General features: G+C 36.4%; 19 protein-coding genes. 11 read left to right on the forward strand and 8 right to left on the reverse strand.

The genetic code is table 11. The features are described 5' to 3' along the window. Positions 1-36 precede the first annotated feature (36 nt). The 11 genes from PHQ93_RS03785 to PHQ93_RS03835 all read left to right on the forward strand — a co-directional run bounded on the left by PHQ93_RS03785 (position 37) and on the right by PHQ93_RS03835 (position 9,736). On the forward strand, positions 37-702 hold the full coding sequence (locus tag PHQ93_RS03785) for a Crp/Fnr family transcriptional regulator (RefSeq protein ID WP_299941034.1): 666 nt from the start codon (positions 37-39) through the stop codon (positions 700-702). Next, the gene (locus PHQ93_RS03790) at positions 702-1,709 is read left to right on the forward strand and encodes a type IV pili methyl-accepting chemotaxis transducer N-terminal domain-containing protein (RefSeq protein WP_299941036.1); all 1,008 of its coding nucleotides are present in this window, start codon (positions 702-704) and stop codon (positions 1,707-1,709) included. The genes PHQ93_RS03785 and PHQ93_RS03790 overlap by 1 nt, the downstream gene beginning before the upstream one ends. A 224-nt stretch (positions 1,710-1,933) precedes the next feature. Then, positions 1,934-4,756 (forward strand): nitrate reductase catalytic subunit NapA, encoded by a 2,823-nt coding sequence (gene napA, locus PHQ93_RS03795; RefSeq protein ID WP_299941038.1) that lies wholly within the window; start codon positions 1,934-1,936, stop codon positions 4,754-4,756. Between the two features lie 55 nt (positions 4,757-4,811). Beyond that, positions 4,812-5,606: a ferredoxin-type protein NapG gene (napG, locus tag PHQ93_RS03800; protein WP_299913658.1), complete on the forward strand. Its 795-nt coding sequence runs from the start codon at positions 4,812-4,814 to the stop codon at positions 5,604-5,606. After that, entirely contained in the window at positions 5,603-6,430 is an 828-nt protein-coding gene (gene napH, locus PHQ93_RS03805; RefSeq protein ID WP_299913647.1) for a quinol dehydrogenase ferredoxin subunit NapH, read from the forward strand. The genes napG and napH overlap by 4 nt, the downstream gene beginning before the upstream one ends. An 11-nt stretch (positions 6,431-6,441) precedes the next feature. Beyond that, on the forward strand, positions 6,442-7,143 hold the full coding sequence (locus PHQ93_RS03810; protein WP_299941041.1) for a nitrate reductase cytochrome c-type subunit: 702 nt from the start codon (positions 6,442-6,444) through the stop codon (positions 7,141-7,143). After that, the gene (locus PHQ93_RS03815) at positions 7,143-7,625 is read left to right on the forward strand and encodes a ferredoxin-type protein NapF (protein WP_299941043.1); all 483 of its coding nucleotides are present in this window, start codon (positions 7,143-7,145) and stop codon (positions 7,623-7,625) included. The genes PHQ93_RS03810 and PHQ93_RS03815 overlap by 1 nt, the downstream gene beginning before the upstream one ends. Continuing rightward, positions 7,625-8,575: a WD40 repeat domain-containing protein gene (locus PHQ93_RS03820; RefSeq protein ID WP_299941045.1), complete on the forward strand. Its 951-nt coding sequence runs from the start codon at positions 7,625-7,627 to the stop codon at positions 8,573-8,575. Before PHQ93_RS03815 ends, PHQ93_RS03820 begins: the two co-directional genes overlap by 1 nt. A gap of 38 nt (positions 8,576-8,613) precedes the next feature. Next, on the forward strand, positions 8,614-9,003 hold the full coding sequence (locus tag PHQ93_RS03825) for a chaperone NapD (RefSeq protein WP_299941047.1): 390 nt from the start codon (positions 8,614-8,616) through the stop codon (positions 9,001-9,003). Between the two features lie 3 nt (positions 9,004-9,006). Continuing rightward, a complete protein-coding gene (locus PHQ93_RS03830; RefSeq protein ID WP_299941049.1) occupies positions 9,007-9,306 on the forward strand; it encodes a hypothetical protein in 300 nt (99 codons plus the stop codon). Between the two features lies 1 nt (position 9,307). Continuing rightward, positions 9,308-9,736 (forward strand): hypothetical protein, encoded by a 429-nt coding sequence (locus PHQ93_RS03835; protein ID WP_299941051.1) that lies wholly within the window; start codon positions 9,308-9,310, stop codon positions 9,734-9,736. Positions 9,737-9,868: 132 nt separating this feature from the next. Here the strand turns inward: PHQ93_RS03835 and PHQ93_RS03840 are convergent, their stop codons facing one another. Genes PHQ93_RS03840 through PHQ93_RS03875 form a run of 8 tightly spaced genes read right to left on the reverse strand, consistent with a single transcriptional unit; the run spans position 9,869 to position 18,449 of the window. Further along, positions 9,869-11,152, reverse strand: a complete 1,284-nt coding sequence (locus PHQ93_RS03840; protein WP_299941053.1) for an aminopeptidase P N-terminal domain-containing protein — start codon at positions 11,150-11,152, stop codon at positions 9,869-9,871. After that, a complete protein-coding gene (locus PHQ93_RS03845) occupies positions 11,143-11,736 on the reverse strand; it encodes an ABC-type transport auxiliary lipoprotein family protein (RefSeq protein ID WP_299941055.1) in 594 nt (197 codons plus the stop codon). Before PHQ93_RS03845 ends, PHQ93_RS03840 begins: the two co-directional genes overlap by 10 nt. Position 11,737: 1 nt before the next feature. Further along, complete coding sequence (locus tag PHQ93_RS03850) at positions 11,738-12,700, reverse strand: MlaD family protein (RefSeq protein WP_299941057.1); 963 nt, start codon at positions 12,698-12,700, stop codon at positions 11,738-11,740. Further along, on the reverse strand, positions 12,693-13,484 hold the full coding sequence (locus tag PHQ93_RS03855) for an ABC transporter ATP-binding protein (RefSeq protein ID WP_299941059.1): 792 nt from the start codon (positions 13,482-13,484) through the stop codon (positions 12,693-12,695). Before PHQ93_RS03855 ends, PHQ93_RS03850 begins: the two co-directional genes overlap by 8 nt. Beyond that, positions 13,484-14,608 (reverse strand): MlaE family lipid ABC transporter permease subunit, encoded by a 1,125-nt coding sequence (locus tag PHQ93_RS03860; protein WP_299941061.1) that lies wholly within the window; start codon positions 14,606-14,608, stop codon positions 13,484-13,486. The genes PHQ93_RS03855 and PHQ93_RS03860 overlap by 1 nt, the downstream gene beginning before the upstream one ends. Before the next feature lie 10 nt (positions 14,609-14,618). Continuing rightward, positions 14,619-15,113 (reverse strand): chemotaxis protein CheW, encoded by a 495-nt coding sequence (locus PHQ93_RS03865; RefSeq protein WP_299913529.1) that lies wholly within the window; start codon positions 15,111-15,113, stop codon positions 14,619-14,621. After that, positions 15,110-17,497 carry a chemotaxis protein CheW gene (locus tag PHQ93_RS03870; protein ID WP_299941063.1) on the reverse strand — a complete coding sequence of 796 codons (2,388 nt, stop codon included), beginning with the start codon at positions 17,495-17,497 and terminating at the stop codon, positions 15,110-15,112. The genes PHQ93_RS03865 and PHQ93_RS03870 overlap by 4 nt, the downstream gene beginning before the upstream one ends. A 10-nt stretch (positions 17,498-17,507) precedes the next feature. After that, positions 17,508-18,449 (reverse strand): chemotaxis protein, encoded by a 942-nt coding sequence (locus tag PHQ93_RS03875; protein ID WP_299941066.1) that lies wholly within the window; start codon positions 18,447-18,449, stop codon positions 17,508-17,510. Between the last annotated feature and the right edge of the window lie 2 nt (positions 18,450-18,451).

An 18,451-nucleotide genomic window follows, 5' to 3' on the forward strand; every position in this document is an offset into this window, starting at 1 on the left:
CAAGAACTCTATTAAAAAAGAAGCCAAACGACAGTTATGAATGAAAAATTAAATTTTATAAAACAACTATCTTTTTTCAACTCCCTCGATAGTGAAAAATTAAATCTTATAAATAGCATGTCAAAAATAATCACTCATCCGAAGAACTCAATACTCTATTATGAAAATGATATAAACAATAAAATATTTTTTTTAGTATCCGGTCTTTTAAAAGTATATAAAATAGATAAATTTGAAAATGAAATTTTTCTCTACTATATACACAAAAACTCTCTTATTTCCGAACTCACTACACTAGATAATGATATGATACGCTGCTTTTCAAATGCCGAATTTATGGAAGAGAGCGTTGTTTTAGAGGTTGATTTTTCAGAGTTCAAAGCAGAATTTTTATCCAAGAATATATTAAACAATGAATTTATAAATGAGATACTGCTAAAAACCCAGCAGCTTCACTGCGTCGTAAACAGAGAGTTAGTTTTTGATGCAACTGCAAAAGTTGCTTTTTCTCTATGCGATGACTTGGAGATGTTTAACTCACTCAAAAGACATGAAGTCTCTTTTATGCTCCATATCCAGCCCGAAACTCTTTCTAGGGTTTTAAACAAACTAAAAAGAAGTGCCATAATTGATATTGAAAATTCTAATATTGTAATCCTAGACAAAAAAATGCTACAAAATATATACAGAGGCGATGCATAATGATAAAATCAAACAAAATAAGTACAAAAATCAAACTCATAGGTGCATTGCTAATATTTTTAATGGCAAGCGTAATAGCAACGACCATATATCTAAATCAACAAAATATCAAAGATGCTCTACTTATAAACATCGCGGGCAAGCAAAGAATGTTAACTCAAAAGATAGTAAAAAACATCTTCTACACACACTATAACTCCTTAAAAGATTTTCATGAGCTAGATGAAGCGTGTAATGAGTTTATAGATGGATTAAACACCTTAAGACACGGTAATCAAGGCAAAGGTATACTTGTAGTACCGACATATGAGATATCTAACAAACTCTTAGAAGTCGGCGAACTTTGGGGGAATTTTTACAAAGATGTCGAAGAGTTTAAAAAGCTCTCAAACTCAAACGATGAAAAAACAAAAGAGCTTGAAAAAATCATTGCTTCAATATACAAAAATAATACCGTACTATTAAATAATGTTGATAAACTTGTAACCATGTACACAAATTACAGCGAAGATAAAACCAACTTTATCAAAAGTTTTCAATACTCATCAGGAGCCATACTTTTCATACTTTTCATATACTCGCTATTACAGTTAAAATCTATAGAGTCGCACGTTGATTCATTTATGCAGTACTCAAAAATGCTTGTAAACAATGAAGATATATCAAACTTAGTCCCGTTAAAAGTCGAAGCTGAAAGCGAAAGCGAAATAGTTGAAGTCAGCGATACCATAAACTGCTTTATCAAAAAGATAAACTCTGCCGTAGATTACTCAAATGAAGCACTGCTTCAATCACAAAAAGCCTCGTCCAAGCTTGAAGAGCTAACCGATGAGTTTGACACGATTTTAGATGAACTAAAAGACAAATCATTGGCATTTAAACATCTAAATAACAGCGAAGACATGGTTATAGAATCAACCGAAGAGCTAATGAATTCAACAAAAAAACTCTCAAATTTGAAAAAAGAGTTAGACAAACTTATCAAAAGTTGTCAAGAGCTTAAATAATAAAAATTTCAAAAGCTTATTTTTATCTTAAATGTTACTTATGTAAACTTTTTTTAAAAAAAATCAAATTTAAGTGGCAAAAACTGTCAATTTGACTCAAGTCAAAGATTTTAAAAGCCCTAAAGTGATATTATAAATCTGTTAATGGACACCTTAACAAAATATCGAGATGTAGTAGTTGCATAACTATTATGTTTTAAAAAAATTATCATATAGGAGAAAATATGTCACTTTCAAGAAGAGAATTTCTTAAAAGTTCAGCAGCAGCATCTGCAGCAGCAGCGATTGGTATGAGTGTACCGGTAGAGCTAGAAGCAGCGGCAGCAGAGGCTGAATGCGACTGGAGATGGGACAAGGCAGCTTGTCGTTTCTGTGGTACGGGTTGTGGAATTATGATGGCAACAAAAAACGGTAAAATCGTTGCTGTTAAAGGGGACCCAGCTGCGCCGGTAAATCGTGGTCTTAACTGTATTAAAGGGTATTTTAATGCTAAAATCATGTACGGTGCGGATAGACTTACTCAACCGTTATTAAGAGTTGATGCAAACGGCAAATTTGACAAAAAAGGTAAATTTGCTCCTGTATCATGGGAAAGAGCTTTTGATGAGATGGAACTTAACATCAAAAAAGCACTTAAATCAGGCGGACCGGAAGCTGTCGGTGTATTTGCATCAGGTCAATACACAATCATGGAAGGTTATACGGCTCTAAAAATGATGAAGGGCGGATTCCGTTCTAACGCTATCGACCCGAATGCTCGTCACTGTATGGCATCTGCGGTTGTTGGTTTTTATCAAACATTTGGTGTGGATGAGCCTTCAGGTTGTTATGATGATATCGAACTTACAGATACAATCGTAGCTTGGGGTTCAAACATGGCAGAGATGCACCCGATCCTATGGTCTCGTGTAACTGACAGAAAACTATCAGATCCAAACAGAGTAAAAGTTGTATCTATCCAAACTTATACTCACAGAACTTCTGACTTAGCAGATATCGAAATAATCTTCTCTCCAAATACAGACGGTGCTCTATGGAACTATGTTGCTAGAGAAATCGTTATGAGAGATGCTGCTGAAAAAATTATCGACTGGGATTTCGTTAAGAAACATATGATTTTTGCTGCAGGTCCTGTAAATATCGGTTACGGTATGAGAAGAAGCGATGAGAAATCTGTAAAAGAGGGTAAATATACAGCTCTTGAGATGGAAACAGTTTCTAAAGAGATGAGTAAAAAAGTTTCTGCTAAAGAAGCACCTGCATTGGTACCGTACGGTTACAAAGAGGGTGATGTTATGACGAATGTTCCTGGTCACTTAGGGCACTGGGAAATTTCATTTGAAGATTATAAAAAATCTTTAGAGCCTTATACACTTGATTACACTGCTAAAATCGTAAAAGGTGATCCAGATGAAAAGATCGAAGATTTTAAAAAGAAACTTCAAGCATTAGCAAACCTTTACATCGAAAAAGGTAGAAAAGTAGTATCTTTCTGGACAATGGGTATGAATCAACATACTCGCGGTACATGGGTAAATACACTTTCATACAATGTTCACTTCTTACTAAACAAGCAAGCTAATCCTGGTGATGGAGCATTCTCATTAACAGGTCAACCTTCTGCTTGCGGTACTGCTCGTGAAGTCGGTACATTTACACACAGACTTCCTGCCGATATGATGGTAGAGAATCCTGCACACAGAAAAATTACTGAAAACAAATGGATGGTTCCAGAAGGAACGCTAAATCCTGTCGGCGTACAACACATCATGAAAATTCACCGTGATATCGAAGACGGTTTAATCAAATTTGCATGGGTAAATGTTTGTAACCCTTACCAAGATACTGCATCTGCTCACCACTGGATTAATGCGGCGAGAGAGATGGATAACTTCATCGTAACTTCTGATGGATACCCTGGTATTTCTGCAAAAGTTTCTGACCTTATCTTACCGTCTGCTATGATTTATGAGAAGTGGGGCGGATACGGTAATGCTGAGAGAAGAACTCAACTTTGGAGACAACAAGTAATTCCTGTCGGAGATGCTATGAGTGATACATGGCAATGGGTTGAACTTTCAAAAAGATTTACGGTTAAAGATGTTTGGGGCGGATATGCACCGTCAGGTCCAAGAAAAGAAGCTCTTCCAAGCATGATAGAAAAAGCAAAAGCAATGGGATATAACGAAAACACTACAATGTTTGAGATTCTATTTGCTAACGATATCGCAAAATCATATAAACTTGACCAAAATGATCCGATTCAAAAAGGATATGACAATACTGAAGGTTACGGAGACAGCAGAAAAGTTGTAGGAAGTGACGGGAAAGTATTTGAAGGTTACGGTTTCTTTATTCAAAAATATCTTTTCGAAGAGTATGCTGCGTTTACTCGCGGACACGGGCATGACCTTGCACCGTTTGATATGTACCATAAAGTTCGCGGTCTTAAATGGCCGGTTGTTGACGGTAAAGAGACTCAATGGAGATTTAATGTTAAGTATGACCCGTATGCAGCTAAAGCAGCTAAAGATAGCGGCAACTCACATGCATTCTACGGAACTCTTGCTAAAAAATTAAAAAGCGGTAGCTTAACAGGCGTCAATAAAGACAGTGAAGAAAAACCGTTAACTAACAAAGCTAAAATATTTGCTCGTCCTTACATGGATCCACCGGAAATGCCGGATGCAAACTACGATACTTGGTTATGTACAGGTCGTGTACTAGAGCACTGGCATTCAGGAACTATGACTATGCGTGTACCTGAACTTTATCGTGCCGTTCCTGAAGCTCTATGTTATATGCATCCAAAAGACGCAGAAGCTAAAGATCTTAAACAAGGCGGTTCGTGCTGGGTAGAATCTCGTCGCGGCAAAGTAAAAGCAAGGGTTGAGACTCGTGGTAGAAATAGACCTCCAAGAGGTTTAGTGTTTGTTCCATGGTTTGATGAAAAAGTATTTATCAACAAAGTATGTTTAGATGCGACATGTCCAATGTCAAAACAGACAGACTTTAAAAAATGTGCTGTAAAAATTTACAAAGCATAATTTATTAAATTAAAGGAGAAGTAGTTTTTGGTTTATAAAAAACTACTTATACGAAATGAAAAACAAAACAGAGAGTGATAGAAGAAAATTTATTTTAAGTATGGCTCGCGGTGCCGGAATAACGGCGCTGAGCGGATTCATATGGAGTGCTTATGTTGATGAAGTCACGGCTTCACAACTCACGCTTCGTCCGCCGGGAGCTATAAAGGAAAAAGATTTTCTAAAAACTTGTATCAAATGCGGGCTTTGTGTAGAAGCATGTCCGTATGATACTCTATTGCTTGCAAAACCGGGTGATCATAAACCTCTAGGTACGCCGTATTTTATACCTAGAAATATTCCTTGTTATATGTGTCCAGATATTCCTTGTGTACCTGTATGTCCTACAGGTGCACTTAATGAGCAAAGTGTTACAACAAACGGTAAACTTGATATAAACATTGCCGATATGGGACTTGCTATTATTGACAGAGAGACTTGTATAGCCTATTGGGGTATTCAGTGCGACGCATGTTACAGAGCTTGTCCGATATTAGGTAAAGCCATAACGGTTGAGTACAGCAAAAACGAAAGAACCGGTAAACATGCATTTTTGACACCGGTCGTTCATGCTGATGCTTGTACGGGATGTGGTCTTTGTGAAAAAGCTTGTGTTACAGAAAAACCTGCCATATTTGTGCTCCCTAGGGAAGTTGCAATGGGTAAAGCCGGTAGCCACTATATCAAAGGTTGGGATAAAGAAGATGAGAAGCGTTTAAAAGATGCCTCAGAAATTAAATCAACGACTGAGATAAGTAAAGGTACGGCTATTGATTCTTTAAATAGCGGGATAGGAGGTTTAGACAAATGAAAACATTTTGGAATAAATATCGCTATCTATTTTTTAGAAGAACAACCCAGATAGGTTTATTATTTTTATATTTCGGTGCAAATGCGTGGGGATGGACCGTTTTAATGGGAAATCTTAGCACATCCGTTTTATTTAATGTTATTCCTTTAAGCGACCCTTATGCAGTGTTACAAATGGTTGCGGCAGGTGCCGTGATAGCAACGGACTTAATTATAGGTTCTTTAATTATTACGATGTTTTATTTAGTAATCGGAGGGCGTGCTTTTTGCAGCTGGGTTTGTCCGATAAATCTGGTAACGGATGCAGCAGCACTTTTAAGAAGAAAGATTGGCGTTGACAATTTTTCAAAAAGACAACCGGCTACTAGAAATATAAGATATTGGGTTCTTGGATTAAGTCTAGTAATATCATTTGCAATGGGTGTGACGGCTTTTGAGTTTATTTCGCCCATCTCTATGCTTCATAGAGGGATAATATTTGGTTTTGGTTTTGGATGGGCAGCAGTGCTCATTATTTTTCTTTTTGACCTTTTAGTTTTAAAGAATGGTTGGTGTGGACATATTTGCCCACTTGGTGGATTTTATTCATTAGTAGGCAAAAACAGCTTAGTAAGAGTACATCACAATGAAGAGAATTGTACAGAGTGTATGAAATGTAAAGTTGTATGTCCTGAGCAGCAAGTTTTATATATGATTGGTAAAGAGAGTATTCCCGTACTTTGGGCAGAGTGCACAAATTGTGCAAGATGTATAGAAGTGTGCGATGATGATGCTCTTAGTTTTTCAATAAGAAAACTAGTAAATGATAAAAAAAAGGGAGAGTAATAATGAAAACAATGATTAAGATATCGGTTGGTTTAGTTACTGCAGCACTACTAATAACTGGTTGTGTTAGCGAGGAAAGCGCTAAATCTTCACAAAAATTAGCAGTTGCAAAAACAGTTAGTGAAGAGTCTTTAGGTTTAAGAAAGACAGATATTTACACTGAAGCCGGCACAATAGCTGATAAAACTGAATATAGAACGGCGCAAGCTACAACAAGTTCTAGAATTAAAAGAGCATTCCAAGATGCTCCGCCAATGATTCCACATGATACTACCGGTATGTTGCCTATTAAAGCAGGTAACAATCAATGTACAGGTTGTCACATGCCGGAAATGGCTACTGCAATAGGTGCAACTCCGATTCCTGTATCGCACTTTACAGATTTTAGACCGAGAGCTAAAATTGTAAACGGTATAGCTGTGGATACAGTTGATAACTACAAAAACGAGACTAAAATCGTTAAAGGAAATGATCTTCAAAATGCTAGATTTAACTGTTCAGCTTGCCATGCTCCGCAATCACAAGGTAATTTGGCTTGTGAAAACACATTTGAGCCTGTATTTACAAGCAAAGATGGTGCAAATAAATCAAGTTGGAGCGGCAGCAAGTTAACTGAAGCTCTTGATACTGTTGGTAAAGAAAGCTTTATAACAAAAGATGACCTTGCAAACAAAAACTCTAAAGCAGGCAGCTTAGGCGGCGCGGCTCACTAATGCAAAGAAGAGAGCTATTTAGCTCTCTTGCTTCATCCATAACAGGTGCAAAGAAGCAAGAGAAACCATTAAGACCACCCTACTTTAGTGATGAATCTCTTTTTCATAATGAGTGTAACAAATGCGATGCCAAGTGTGCCACTGTTTGTGAAGAAGATATAATTAAAATTTCGGACGATAAAACTCCATATCTAGCTTTTTCAAACAGCGGTTGCACATATTGTGACAAATGTGCCTTAGCATGTGAATTTGGGGTTTTAAAAATAGAAGATAAAAAATTAATCGGGGCAGTAGTTACGATTGATAAAAAAAGTTGTTTAAGCTGGGGACATACAATGTGTTTTTCTTGTAAAGATCCATGCTTAGATAAAGCAATAGATTTTAAAGCTATGTTTATGCCGACAATCAACGACAATTGTACATCATGCGGGTTTTGCATAGGCAGATGCCCGACAGATGCAATAAAAATAAAGGTGCTATAATGAAGATAATTACTATTTTAATGTTACTCTTAACACTGCTTGTTTCACAAAACATTAAACAGCCTGCATCAAAATTTACTTCAAGCGGTTCAGTCGTCGACTTGCTATATAAAGACGGCAAAGTATATAGTGCCACAAATGCAGGCTGTGTGGATATTTTTGATTATCAAAGCAAAAAATTGATTAAAAAAATTGAAGTTGAAAAAATAGTAGATTTTGCAGGAGATAAGATTGATGCAAAAGTTTACTCCGTAGATATAATTGATGACAAAATATTGATTTTGTCACAAGATAAAGGGGGATTTACAAGAGTACATATCCACCAAAACGGAAAAACTGAGCTTCTGTTTGATCACTCTAAAACTCTTGCCGTTGCAAAAGCTAAATTTTTAGATAGCAACACAATTCTCTTAGCACTTCTTAGTGATGAGCTAATCTCCTACGATATAAAAAAACGCTCTAATAACTGGTTGATGCAAGTTTCAGGTGCAAGATTTTCTGATTTTGCGCTCAATGAATCAAAAAGTGAAGTCGTAATCGCGGATGAGAGCGGAAATTTAAAAATTCACAATACCAAAGACGGCAAACTCATCAAATTATTATCAGGAGAAAATTTAGACAATGTTTTTCAAGTTGATTACAAAAACGGGATTATAGCAACAGCAGGACAGGATAGAAAAGTTGTAATTTATACTCCAAAATCTGCCTCAGCTTATCATATAAAATCCAATTTTTTAATTTACAGCGTTGGATTGTCTCCAAGCGGAAAAGTTGTAGGGTACTCAAGCGATGAACATAACAATATATCGGTTGTAGATACTGCTACAAAAGCAAATATAGGCAGATTCGGCGGCAACAATATGACACTTACAAAAATACTTTTTATAAATGAAAGTGAATTTTTAGTTGCAAGCGATGACAAAATCATTAATCTATATAGTGTAAAATAGGTTTATGAAATAACTAAAACAATATAAAAGGAAATAGAATGAATATATCAAGCATAGTGGTTCAAACAGTGCCAAAATACCTAAATGAAGTAGTACAAAGTCTAAAAGATTGTGAAGCATGTGATTATCATATGCATGATGAAAAAGGCAGAATCATTGTAACTATCGAGGGCGAGGGTGTCGCAGAAGAGCTTGAAAAATTAAGAGTTATTGAAGCTATACCGCATGTGGTTGCAGCTGATATGCAGATGGCATATAGCGAAGATGAACTTGATGCTCATATGGAAATTATTGAAAACGGTGACGCTGTTCCAAAAATGTTAAATGATGACACTATTGATGTGTCTAACATAACATACAACGGTGATTTAAGAAAAAAAGACGACTTAGCGACATTTGCTAAAAACTTCGATAAAACAGAGAGGTAGATTTTGTCTATTGTATTTGAATCAACTATAAAAATGGTTGAAAACAGCAGAACAGAGTGGTATATTGAACTTAAAGATACTATCAACGGTACTATCGAAATATGCAGTGATTTGCAAGAGTACTCTAAAAAAATAGAAGAGCTTGGAAAACTACACGGCGGCATTATAGATGAAGTAAAATGGAGCAAAGATGTTAATGTTCATCCTATAATTATCGATAACATCAGATTTGAGATGTCCAATCTTCAAAGAGAGTTAGAAGACGAGATAGGTGAACCTCTAATAAACGGGGAAAAGCATTAAATTGGAAGCGGCAGCTATAAAAACATTAAGATATTTGAGTGTGAGTGAGATACAAGAGCATTTAAACGGTGTTGAATATATCATTATGGCAGCCCCTGCACCGGATAACTTCAAAGAGACTCCGATTCATTTTACAATTTTTTTAAACACTTCGGATAACTTGCCCAAAGATATTCAAAAAGCCGTTTTTGATAAATTTTTATACGAAGAGGGCATAAAAAATCCGATTGAAGTTATGAGCCAGATAATGCCCGTCGGATTTTCAGAGGGAGTGCAAGAGACTTTAATGCCTATGCTTTTGGTAAAGCAAGAAGATATGAGAAGTATACCAAACGCTCCAATGTTTGTTATAGATTTTTTAGCCGACTCCGACAATTTTAGCGAAGCAAAAGATAAGAGTTTGACCGGTTGGACATACTCTTATAATTAATTAGACTTCTTTTATAGGCTAGATCCTGAATCAAGTTCAGGATGACAAACTTTCCGTCATTTCAGGCTTGACCTAAAATCTAGATTATAATTAAATCATAGATTTCAATTTCATAGAAGAAAGCAACTCCTTTTACTTTGCTAAAGCCTCTATCTCTTCTACAGTTTTTGCGATGCTAGAAGATAAATTTTCACATCCCTCTTTTGTGACTAAAATATCGTCTTCTATTCTTATACCTATTCCGCGATACCTTTTAGGTACGCTTTTATCTTCTTTGTCTATATAGATACCCGGTTCAATTGTTAAAACCATCCCCTCTTGCAGCGGTATCTCTCTGTTTTTAGCATCTCTGTACGGTGCCGGATCATGAACATCGATTCCCATCCAGTGACCTATGCCGTGCGGATAATATTTTTTATGTTTCTTCTCTTTGATTAGCTTTTTATACTCGCCTTTTAATATGCCAAGCTCAATCATCCCTTTTGTAAGCAATTTCTCCGCTTCTTCTTGAAGTTTAGTTCTTTTCACATTTGGTTTTATCATGCCGATAATTTTTAGCTGCGTATCTAAAACAATATTGTATAACTCTTTTTGCGGCTGTGTGAATTTTGCACTTACGGGAATCGTTCTTGTGATATCGCTTGCATAATAGTTATGCTCGCAACCCGCATCTATAAGTATAAGCTCCCCATCTACAAGCGGTTTGTCATTTTGTATGTAGTGAAGAGTGTTTGCGCTGTTTCCGCACGCAACGATAGATGTATATGCATCGCTGTAAGCTGCATTTCTTCTAAATTCATGCTCTATCTCTGCTTGGAGCTCATACTCGTACTTATCTTTTTTCTCAAAACGCATTGCTCTTAGATGAGCTTTTGCCGTTATTGCAATCGACTCTTTGATTAACTCAATCTCAGAGGGAGATTTGATTAGCCTCATTTTTTGTATAAGTTTTGTAATATCTTCTTTTATTTTAAAATATTTTATAAATTTTAAAATCTTCTTTACATCTATATTTTTAGAGTTTATATCAAAATATAGATTTTTTTTGCCCTTGATTAACTCTTTAAATCTCTTCTCAAAATCATCAATTAGATAAACTTTATCGATTAGGAACCTTTTTTTTGCCTCTTTTTTACCTAGCCGCTCTCCTGTCCAAAGTTCTAGCAACTCATCTTTTTTTTGAACAAATAGAACTGTTTTTACTTCGCCTTTTGTCTTTAAAAAAAGCAGACATGCGTTATCCTCTTTAAAACCCGTTAAGTAGTAAAAATTGCTATCTTGTCTATACGGATGATGAGTATCATGTGAACGAGCAGTATGCGGTGCGCTAAAGACGACCCCGACGGAGTTGTTAAATAACTTATTGGCTAAAGTATCTCTTCGCTTTTTATATTCGCTCTCTTGTGTCACTTGCACACTCCGTTAAGCCACTCTATATTTTGAGAAACTGTTTTGGACAAAGCACCGTTTAGCGCCTCTACTCCACCTTCGGCATCAAGAGTTTTTGCATCTACTTTTGAGTTAAAAGTTTTAGTTGCAATCACGCTGTTTGTCTTAGAATCAATCAGCGCTAAAGTTATTACGACATATGCGTATGAAGTTTTCATATCTTTACTGAAAAACTGCATAAACTCCTCTATATTTGTCTCCAAAATCAGGCTGCTTTTGCTTCTTGATTTTGATGTCTCGACACTGCTGAAAATTTCCGCTTCTCTTATATTTTTGAGCAGTTGTGAAGTTATCAAGTTATTCGGTGACTCTTGCCACTTCGACTGCGAGTATGAAAAAACTCTATTGTCAGACTCCATATAATCCATACTCAAAGACATAAGAGAGCTGGAGCTAAACGCTTGTGCAACTTTTAGAGACTTATCTCTGCAACCCTCGGAAATTTTATCCACTTTAAAAGATTCACTAACGACTCTATACTCCGTTATCGGGGGTTTAACCGTTGCACAGCCGCTCATCAGTACCGCTAGTATAATTAAAACAGTTCTCATATTACTTCTCTCCCGGACCTTTTTTAATTTGCTCTTTCATAAATATGATATCACTCGGACTTCTATCATGTTTATCAAGAGTGTCTTCTATTTTTATAATTAAATTCTGCATCTCAAAAAGCGTATTGTTCATAGTAGGTAAAAGATCGCTGCTCATCTCTCTTAGGTTAAAATCACCGCTTTGCAATGCTTCTTTGAATGTATTCATAGAGCCTGCAATTCCGGCATAGCTTTTGACGATTAAGCCAAAAGAAGCAGATATATTATTTTCCCATCCAATACTATTATCTATCAATTTCTCAACACGAGGCATCATCTCATCTATTTTTTTAGAAGCGCTATTGAGATTTTTCATAGTCTCTTTTACATTCACAATAGTTTCATCATCTAGTATTTGATTCATTTTAGAGACAAAAACAGCACTATTTTTTAGTAATAAAGAGAATTCTGCTTGATTTTCCTCTTTTAGCAACTCTTTTGTTCTTTGCAGCGTCTCAGATAGATTATAAGTCACATCTCCGAATGTATTTTCAAGTTTTATAAGCAGTGAGGGTATTGTTTTTATAACAGGATACTCCTCTCCCTTTTTTCTTTCAAGAAACGGAGCATTCCCGTCACCAAAGCTTAAATTTATATAACTAAGTCCGGTAATTCCCTGCGATGTAAGCTGTGCAACCGTAGATGACTTTATCGGAGTGTTTTTTAAAACATTTATTAAAACTTCAACTTGTTCAGAGTTTTTTGGGTTAATGTTAAGTGCCGTTACTTTTCCGACATTTATCCCCCTATATTTTACCGGTGCGTCCATATTTAAACCCAAAACCGATTCATCAAAGTATATAGCGTATACTTTCATCTCAATCTCTTTGGACGGTTTTAAAAGCCAGTAGCCAAATCCCATCATAGCAGATAAAGCAAAAAGAACTAAAAATCCGACTAGACTGTAATTTACTCTATTATTCATAACTTTTTTTCTCTTTTGTGTAACTGGTATTTTGCAGCGTCATATAATTTTGATTTCCATGAAAAAAAGTTTTTATAAACTCATTTTCAACATTTAATATATTATCCAAATTACCCTCATAGACCACTTTTTTATTATCTATAATTGCAACTTTATCAACGGTATCGTAAATTGATTTTAAATCGTGCGAAACCATAATAATGGTCAGATCCAGCAAATCACGAAGCTTTAATATCAAAGCATCAAATTCTCTAGCAGAGATCGGGTCCAATCCGCTTGTAGGTTCATCCAAAAATAGAAGTTTGGGATCCATAGCAAGCGAACGTGCCAAAGCCGCTTTCTTTTTCATTCCGCCGCTTATTTGTGACGGGTATAGATTGGCATCGCTTGCCTTCAAACCGACAATGCTTATCTTAAATGCTACTATCTCATTAATCATCTCTTGAGAGAGATCACTATACTCTACAAGCGAGAGGGCAATATTTTCTTTGATATTTAACGATGAGAAGAGCGCTCCCGATTGAAACAAAACACCCCACTCTTTTCTCAGCCGCATTGCTTCGTCGTACTGAATATTATTTATTTTTTGCCCGAGTATTTCAATATCTCCGCCGTCAATTTTTTGAAGCATTACCATTTCTCTTAAAAGAGTTGTTTTGCCGCATCCGCTCGGACCTAAAAGACCGTAAATGCTTCCCTTTGGAACGCTAATATTGATTCCGTCGTGAATAATTCTGTTATCAAAGAGTGTTTTTACGTCTCTTACTTCAATAATATTATTCATTATATTCCCAAATTTGTAAAAGCAATCGAGAAAACCGCATCGCATATAATAACCGCAAAAATAGATTCTACTACACTTTTTGTAGTATTAAACCCTATGCTTTGAGTATCGTCTCTGACTAGTAAACCTCTGTATATCGCTATAGAAGCGATTAAAAAGGCAAAGAAAGGTCCCTTTACAATCCCTACAACAAAGTGTTTTACTCCTACGACATTGGAGAATCTATCCAAAAACATATCCACCGTAATACCCAAATCCAAATTTGCAACAACCATTCCGCCGATAATCGCCATGATATCGGATACAAAAATGAGTATGGGCAGAGTAATCATAAGTGCGGCAATTTTAGGAATAACCAAAAACTTATATGGATCAAAGCCCATAGTCTGCATAGCATCAAGCTCTTGAGTTATCTTCATAGCACCTATTTGTGCGGTAAACGCCGAACCGCTTCTTCCTGCAATGACTATCGCCGTTATCAGCGGTGAAAGCTCTCTTAAAATCGATATACCCAACATATCGACTATAAATATATTGGCACCGTACAATTTAAGCTGATATGCCGATTGATATGCTACAACCAAACCTATTAAAAAACTAGTCAATGCCACAATACCGAATGCTTTTACGGCACTTTCGTTTATCTCAAAAGCAATCTCTTTATATCGGATATTTTTATATGATAAGAGATAATAAAGTTTATTTGCAAAAAGTTCACCCATAAACGACATAAAAGATAAAAAACTAAGATAATTTTTATATGTATTTTCACCCAGTTTTTTTACAAAACCTCTTTTTCTGCGCTCTAAAATTTCTCCGCAATTTAATTTCTGTGCTCTAACTAGTTCAAGCATATCCAAAACTTCCGTATCATTGCAAAGAAGCTCTATATGCAAAGCGCTATTTAAAGAGAGCCGGTTTTGTAAATTATTTATAAAAATGGAAGCGGCACTATCTAAAAAAGTTAGTTCCAATAAGTCTATAACTACACTGCGAACTTTACTTAAATCCAGTGAGTCTGTTCTTTTTTTATGTTTTGTGAGATTATAAAGAGTAAGCTCACCTTTAAATTTTAAAGAGAGCTTATCGCCGGTAAGTACAATATCTAAAGATGAGTTATTCATATCAATGAGGTTAGAAATCTCTCTCTAAAAGTTTGTTTACTTTGAGTATTGTTATAATTCTATCTTCTTGTTTTCCAACGCCGTCAATTGCGGTATCATCGCCGTTAGCAGTCTCAGGTGCGGGTCCGATTTTTGATTTGCTGATTCTAATAGCCATTGTAAGTCTATCGATTACAAATCCTGCAATATCATCACCGTGCCTCATAACTATAAATCTTGTCTCCTCATTATGCTTTTTAGGGCTGAGTCCAAATTTCAAACGAAGATCTATAAGAGGTATAACGGCACCGCGCATATTAAAAACACCTACCACATACTTTGGAACTTGAGGAACTCTTGTCCACGGAAACGGTTTAATAATCTCTTGAATAGCTAAAATCGGAACCGCATACTCCTCATCTCCGATTACAAATCCAACCAACTGAACTATATCATCAGAGCGTTTTAAACTATCTTCTTCATGTTTTCGTTGTTTGCTGATTACTTGCTTTAATTTATCACTCATCTTAAAAACTCCGATTTAAAGTTTATATTTCTTTGAACTACACTAGCCAAATAGTCCGCAGAATACGGTTTTGTTATATATTCTACCATTCCGGATTCAACACCGCGCATACGATCGGATTTACCCGTGCGAGATGTTACGGCAATCAGAGGTAAATTTTTATAACGATTATATTTTTTAATCTCAATCGCTAAAGAGTATCCGTCCATTCTAGGCATCTCGATGTCTACTAGCATCGCATCAAAATTGTAATCACCCTGCTTTAATATACTTAGCGCTTCTTGTCCGTCGCCTGCTTCAACCAAAGTTATCCCAAGCGGTTCAAGAGCTTTTCTCATAATAGTTCTATCCGTTTTAGAGTCATCTACAATCATAACCGCATAATCACTTGCTTTTGTTTTTTCACGCGTTGACATCGCCGCATCCGATGTAGTGTCTTTTAGAGCTTTTGTTTTAACACGCTTTGACATATCCATAATCGCTATAACGTCAACGATAAGCGTTACTCCGCCGTCACCGCGAATAGTAGCTCCCGCAATACCTTCTATACCTTTTAGGAACTCTCCGAGAGATTTTATAACTATCTCTTCCTGCCCTACCAATGTATCCACAATTAGTCCTAGTTTGCTTGTGCCCAAACCGAGTACGACCACATACGCATATTCACTAGAATCTAAAATGCGTTCAACTTCAAAAATATCTCCGATATGCACAAGAGGAAGAACATCCTCGCGCAATCTCATAACCGAACGACCCTCAACCGTGTAAACTTCATCTTTAGAAATTCTAACAGTCTCTAAAACCGAAGCTAGCGGAATAGCATAATGTTCCTCTTGAACACCGACTAAAAGTGCTTGGATAATGGCTAAAGTCAGTGGGATTTTAAGCTTCATCGATGTTCCGATACCTACTTCGCTGTCGATATCAATAATTCCGTTTAACTTCTCAATGTTTGTTTTTACAACATCCATACCAACACCTCGTCCTGAGACATTGGTTACTGTAGCTGCGGTTGAAAAGCCCGGTTTAAATATAAGGGTAAATGCCTCTTTGTCACTCATATTATCCGACTCTTTTTGAGTGATAAGACCTTTTTCTAAAGATTTTCTCTTGAGCATATCTGCATCAAGACCCTTTCCGTCATCGTCTATTTGAATAACGATTTGATTTCCCTCATTATATGCTTTTAACTTAATCGTTCCTGTTTCATTTTTACCTTGTTCTGCACGAATCTTAGGTATCTCTATTCCATGGTCGCATGAATTTCTAATAATATGAACTAGCGGATCGCCTACTTCTTCAACAATAGATTTGTCAAGCTCCGTCTCTTCACCGAATATTTCAAGCTCTATTTTTTTGTTCAGTTCCCTGCTTAAATCACGAATCATTCTCGGAAATTTGTTAAATACTTTACCGATTGGAAGCATTCTTGTTTTCATAACCGCTATTTGAAGGTCTGTCGTAACTAGAGACACGATAGATACTACTTGGTTTAACTCTTCAAGGAATCCCTCACCCTCATATCGCTCTTCAACATCATCGTTGATTTTAATAAGTCTGTTTTTAGCAAGAACAAGTTCTCCGATAAGGTTCATAAGATGGTCAAGTCTTTTAACATCAACACGGATTGTCTGTTCAACAACTTGCTGTTTCTTTGCAGGTGCCGCAGCTCTAGCATCATCCGAGTCTGAACTATCTCTAATTGAAGCCGGTTTAGGAGTCGGATTTACCGTCATCGGAACTTTTATAGTCGGCTCATAATCCTCTTCCGTAAACTCTTCTTCGGGCTCAGATGAAGAAGCATTGCTTCCTTTTTTAGCCGCTCTTTTAACTTTGTCTTCAGCCTGTCTCTGATTTAAAAGTCTCTCTATCTCTGCTTCTAGCTCATCCGCACCCATATTTTCATAGTCAAGATCATCTTCTGTATCTACAAACTCAATTTCAGGTTCTTCTTCGACTTTTGGAGCCGCCTGAGATACGGGAGTTTTAATCTCTCCACTTCCTCCGACGCATCTGTCAAGTCTGGCAACACAGGCAGAAACATCAACGCCACCGTCAGCGCTTGTATCGCGGATAATATTTAAAAGCGTTTTCATAAGGTCGATTGACTCTAAAATAACATCCATAATATCCGGAGTAATTACCAATTCTCCGTGTCTTGCTCTGTTTAAAACATCTTCCATATGGTGAGTCAAATGTGTTAAAACATCAAAATTTAAAAATGATGAAGCACCTTTTACCGTATGTGCAACACGAAATATTCTGTTTAAAAGTTCTAAATCATCAGGTCTGGTCTCTAATTCTACCAAATCTTGATCTAGCTGTTCAATCAACTCGAAAGATTCAACCAAAAAATCTTGTAATATCTCTTGAAATTCATCCATATTTATACTCCTACTTCATATGTGCACGAACGACTCGCGCTATTTCGTTATAAAATGAACTTGCTTGGAATTTAACCAAATAAGCTTCACCGCCCGCTTCAACACCTCTAAGTTCACTAAAATGATCACTGATTGAAGAGTTAAATACAATTGGAATATTGCCGAATCTTCCGTCTTCTTTGACATTTGCGGCAAAATGAAAACCGTCCATTCTAGGCATCTCGACATCTGAAACGATTATCTTTAAATTTTTAGATATTTTATCGCCGTACAGCTCATAGAGATCATTTAGTTTTTCTAAACCCTCTTCTCCGTCCATTGCTTCAAGAACATCAAAACCCATTTTCATAAGTGCTTCTTTAACAATTTTTCTTGCCGTTGAACTATCATCCAAAACAAGAGCCAAGCCGGAAAAGTTTTCAATCTCTGTCACATTAAACTGCGTATCGGGTTCATAAAGACCGAGATCTTGAACGACGCTCTCTAAATCCAAGATAAGAAGAACATTATCGCCCTCTATTTTGGTAACACCCGTTATTTTGCTTCCTTCGGCAGAGGCACTATTGCTCATAAAAGATGCCGGCTCTATATCTGCCCAACTTACTCTTCTGATGCGTTTTGCTTCATGAACTATAAAGCCGATGAGTACATTATTAAACTCAGTAATTACTACTCTTGAATTTTTCTCAACTCCCTCAGGTTCGCTGATTTTCATCCATTTTGCTAAATTAACAACAGGTATAACTATGCTTCTTAAATCAAAAATACCCTCAATAAACTCAGGGGTACCCGGAAGTTCCGTCAATTTCGGCAGCTTAATTATTTCACGGACTTTTGATACGTTTACCCCGTAAATACCTTCATAAACTCCGCCTTTTTCTTGTTTGAAAATACGGAAATCTACAAGTTCCATCTCATTTGAGCCAACCTTTAATGAATCTTCTATATTCATAC

Source organism: Sulfurimonas sp. (assembly GCF_028714975.1).
Lineage (GTDB): Bacteria > Campylobacterota > Campylobacteria > Campylobacterales > Sulfurimonadaceae > Sulfurimonas.